We start from the raw sequence: 3,995 nt of genomic DNA, 5'->3' as shown, positions 1-3,995 counted from the left end.
GCTAGGCGCTTACTTCTTGTTGCGACGCTGCACACGCGTCCGCTTCAGCAGCTTGCGGTGCTTCTTCTTGGCCATACGCTTGCGGCGCTTCTTGATGACGGAGCCCATAGGTCCTCGCAATGTTCGGTCGGTCGGTCGGCGGCGGCCCGACGACGGGCCGCGCGGCGAAATGGTCCACGGTTGGTCCGGGACAGTGACGCCATAGTGACGATGGCCGACCAACACGAAAAGGAGTCCGCTACCTAGGCTACCTGCTCTGCCGCGCGCCCCGTAATCGACGGCGGTGTGAGGTGCGCCGGACCGGCGTCCCCGGCCGGCCGCGAAGCCCGTCCGGAGACCACTCAGGGGCGGGCCGCGAACCGCTCCAGCAGGTCGGCGTGGCCGGAGCAGACGAGCAGGTCGTTGGCGGAGACCCGGGTCTCCGGCGTCGCGTAGACGAAGTCCACGCCCGGCGACTTCACCCCGATCACGGTGATCCCGTACCGCTTGCGGATGTTCGACTGCGCCAGCGTGAAGCCCTGCGCCTCGCGGGGCGGGCGCATCTTCACGATGGTGAAGCCGTCCTCGACCTCGATGTAGTCGAGCAGCTTGCCGCTGACGAGGTGGGCGACGCGCGAGCCGGCGTCGGCCTCGGGGAAGACGACGTGGTGCGCGCCGATACGGGTGAGGATCCGGCCGTGCTCGGCGGAGATCGCCTTGGCCCAGATCTGGGGCGTGCCCAGGTCCACCAGGTTGCCCGTGATGAGCACCGACGCCTCGAGCGACGAGCCGACCCCGACCACGGCGACGCCGAAGTCCTTCGCGCCGAGCTGCTCCAGCGCGTCCGGGTTGGACGCGTCGGCCTCGACCAGCGGCAGGCGCCCGGACCACTGGGCCACCAGCGTGGGGTCCTGCTCCACCGCGAGCACGTCCTGGCCGAGCCGGTCCAGGGTGGCGCCGATCGCCGACCCGAACCTGCCCAGTCCGATCACGAGCACACCCGCGTCCCGCTCGGGTCTCTTCTCCGGCACGGTAGTCCTCTCCTGTCAGCCGCTGTTGTCTGTCGCGTGAGGCCTGCGTTCCGTCCCGGGCGCGTGCCTCGTTCCTCGGCCCTCACCCTGCACTGCACTCCGGCCTCACCCGATGATGGGTCGTTCCTCCGGGAAGCGTACGATGCGCCGCCGGTCACGAAGGGCCAGCACCGCCACGACGGTCACCGCCCCGGTACGCCCCACGAACATCAGGGCTGCCAGCACGTATTTTCCGGCGTCGGGCAGGTCGTACGTGATGCCGGTCGTGAGGCCGACGGTCGCGAACGCCGACAGCACCTCGAACAGCACCTTGGACAGGGGGAGGTCGGTGAGCTGCAGCAGCGCGACGCACGAGACCAGCACGATGCTCGCGCCCGTGAACACGACCGCGATCGACAGCCGCAGCACGTCGCGCGGGATCCGGCGTCCGAACGCCTCGATGTCCCGGTCGCCCCGCGCCTCCGCGATGATCGCCAGCAGCATGACGGCGAGCGTGGTCACCTTGATACCGCCCGCGGTGGACGCCGAGCCACCGCCCACGAACATCAGCGCGTCCTGGATGAGCCAGCTCGACTCGTGCATCGCGCCGATGTCCACGGTGCTGAACCCGCCCGAACGCGGCATGATCCCGGCGAAGAGGGCGGCGAGCAGCTTGTCGCCGACGCTGAGCGGCCCGAACGTCCTGGGGTTGGTCCACTCCAGGATCAGCAGCAGCAGCGCACCCGCAACCAGCAGCGCGGCGCTGGTCACCAGCGTGAGCTTGCTGTGCAGCGAGAGCCGCTTGGTCCACCCGTGCCACCGGCGCCCCGGCCGGCGCAGGGAGCGCTGGATGTTGAGGATCACGGGGAACCCGAGCGCTCCGATGAAGACGCCGAGCGCGATCGGCAGCAGGAGCGTCCAGTCACCCACGTGCGGCATGAGGCCGTCGGGCGTCGGCACGAACCCCGCGTTGTTGAAGGCGGAGATCCCGTAGAACAGGGAGTGCCAGGCCGCCGTGCCCACGTTGTCCTCGAGGATCAGGAAGCGCGGGAAGAGCAGCAGCGCGATCGACAGCTCGAGCGTGGTCGCGGTGATGATGATGACGCGGACCAGCGAGCCGACATCGCCCAGCCGGCTCGTCTTGGTCTCCGACGCCGTGAGCAGCTTCTGCGTCAGCCCGATCTTGCGGGAGACCATCATGCCGAGCAGCGAGGCGACGGTCATGATGCCGAACCCGCCCACCTTGATGCCGGCGAGGATGACGACCTGCCCGTAGAACGACCAGTAGGTCGCCGTGTCCTGCACGACGAGCCCCGTGACGCAGACGGCGGAGACCGCCGTGAACAGCGCGTCGACGAAGCTGGCGCCCGCGCCGTCCGCCGTCGCGAACGGCACGAGGAGCAGGATCGCGAACAGCCCGATCACACCCGCGAACACGGTGACGGCCAGGCGCGCGGGTGCGCGGAAGGCCAGCTCGTCCACCAGCTCCCGGAGGCCGAACAGCCTGTGCCGGAAGATCGGCGCCATCCGACCCGCTCCCTCCCCTGCAGTCCCGACGATCGACGCCCTACTCTGCCACGCCGAAGGGCGCTCGACGGGCACAACGCCGGTGCAGCGGCCGCCGACGCCGTTTCTGAGCCACGGCGCCCGCCCTGGGCCGGGTCCGTTACCGTGGGCGGGTGCACCTCGCCCGGCTGGTCTGGAGTCCGCGACTCCTCGAGTACGACTTCGGCCCCGGGCACCCCATGTCGCCCGCCCGCCTCGACCTGACGATGCGGCTCATCGAGGCGCTCGGCCTGCTCGACCGGCCCACGCTCGAGGTGGTGGACGCCGAGCCCGCGACCGACGCCGTGATCGAGTCGGTGCACGACGCCGAGTACGTCGCCGCCGTCCGGCACGCCGGGACCACGCTGGAACCCGATCTGATGCGCGGCCTGGGCACCGACGACGACCCGCTCTTTGCCGGGATGCACGAGGCCGCCGCCCGCCAGGTCGGCGGGTCCGTCGCGCTGGCCGACGCCCTGTGGCGCGGCGAGGTCGCGCACGGCGTGAACGTCGCCGGGGGCATGCACCACGCGATGCCGGGCGCGGCGTCGGGCTTCTGCGTCTACAACGACGCGGCCGCCGCGATCCGCCGGCTGCTGGACCTCGGCGCGGAACGGGTCGCCTACCTGGACTTCGACGCCCACCACGGCGACGGCGTCGAGGCGATCTTCTGGGACGACCCCCGCGTGCTGACCTTCTCGATCCACGAGGATGGCCGCACCCTGTTCCCCGGCACTGGAGCCTCGGCCGACGTCGGCATGCCCGGCCCCGCCGAGGGGACCGCCGTCAACATCCCGGTCCCGGCGCGCACCTCGGGGCCGGCCTGGCTGCGGGCGATCGACGCCGTCGTGCCCGCGCTGGTCCGGGAGCACCGCCCGCAGGCGATCGTCTCCCAGCACGGCTGCGACGCCCACGGCCGCGACCCGCTCTCGAACCTGAACGTCTCCGTGGACGCGCAGTGCACGGCGCAGCAGTGGGCGCACGCCCTCGCGCACGAGCACGCCGACGGCCGCTGGCTCGCCCTGGGCGGCGGCGGGTACGCGGTGTCCGACGTCGTCCCGCTCGCCTGGACCGCGCTCGTCGCCGAGGCCGCGCACGCACCCGTGGAGCGCGGCAGCGAGCTGCCCGCCGCCTGGCGCGACGCCGTCGAGGCCCTGGACCTGGAGGCCGCCCACACGATGGGTACGGCCGAGGTGCCGTTCCGGAGCTGGCGCGACGGCTACGACCCGGCCGACCCGGTGGACCGCGCCGTGCAGGCCACCCGCCGCGCCGTCTTCCCCCTGTGGGGCCTGGACCCGCTGCTGGACTGACCTCCCGGGCCGGGCCGGGTCCGGCCGGATCCCCTTTGAGGCCCGGCTTTCTTCGCTCTGGCGCGCGTCAAAGCGAAGAAAGCCGGGCCACAAAGGGGCTGTCTCTTATTAACCAAACCCCGCCCACGAGAACAGAAAAAAACTGGGATGG

Annotated in this window: 4 protein-coding genes; 1 reads left to right on the top strand and 3 read right to left on the bottom strand. The window is 71.4% G+C overall.

The window, feature by feature from the left end; genetic code table 11:
* Positions 1-9: 9 nt before the first annotated feature.
* From ACFWEJ_RS27790 to ACFWEJ_RS27780, 3 genes are all read right to left on the bottom strand, one after another.
* Complete coding sequence (locus ACFWEJ_RS27790) at positions 10-108, bottom strand: 30S ribosomal protein bS22 (protein WP_003948845.1); 99 nt, start codon at positions 106-108, stop codon at positions 10-12.
* A 233-nt stretch (positions 109-341) separates the two neighbouring features.
* Entirely contained in the window at positions 342-1,010 is a 669-nt protein-coding gene (locus ACFWEJ_RS27785; RefSeq protein WP_285100831.1) for a TrkA family potassium uptake protein, read from the bottom strand.
* 105 nt (positions 1,011-1,115) lie between these two features.
* Positions 1,116-2,516, bottom strand: a complete 1,401-nt coding sequence (locus tag ACFWEJ_RS27780; RefSeq protein ID WP_377232396.1) for a TrkH family potassium uptake protein — start codon at positions 2,514-2,516, stop codon at positions 1,116-1,118.
* Between the two features lie 152 nt (positions 2,517-2,668).
* On the opposite strand from ACFWEJ_RS27780, the gene ACFWEJ_RS27775 reads away from it, so the two are divergent.
* A complete protein-coding gene (locus tag ACFWEJ_RS27775) occupies positions 2,669-3,844 on the top strand; it encodes an acetoin utilization protein AcuC (RefSeq protein WP_377232395.1) in 1,176 nt (391 codons plus the stop codon).
* Positions 3,845-3,995 lie beyond the last annotated feature (151 nt).

Source organism: Promicromonospora sp. NPDC060204, from assembly GCF_042728455.1.
GTDB lineage: Bacteria > Actinomycetota > Actinomycetes > Actinomycetales > Cellulomonadaceae > Promicromonospora.
This window is presented reverse-complemented; position numbering and strand designations above follow the sequence as displayed.

What these genes read in the sequence shown, in the direction of transcription:
- ACFWEJ_RS27790 (WP_003948845.1), bottom strand. Translation starts at nt 108, where the DNA reads ATGGGCTCCGTCATCAAGAAGCGCCGCAAGCGTATGGCCAAGAAGAAG.
- ACFWEJ_RS27780 (WP_377232396.1), bottom strand. Translation starts at nt 2,516, where the DNA reads ATGGCGCCGATCTTCCGGCACAGGCTGTTCGGCCTCCGGGAGCTGGTG.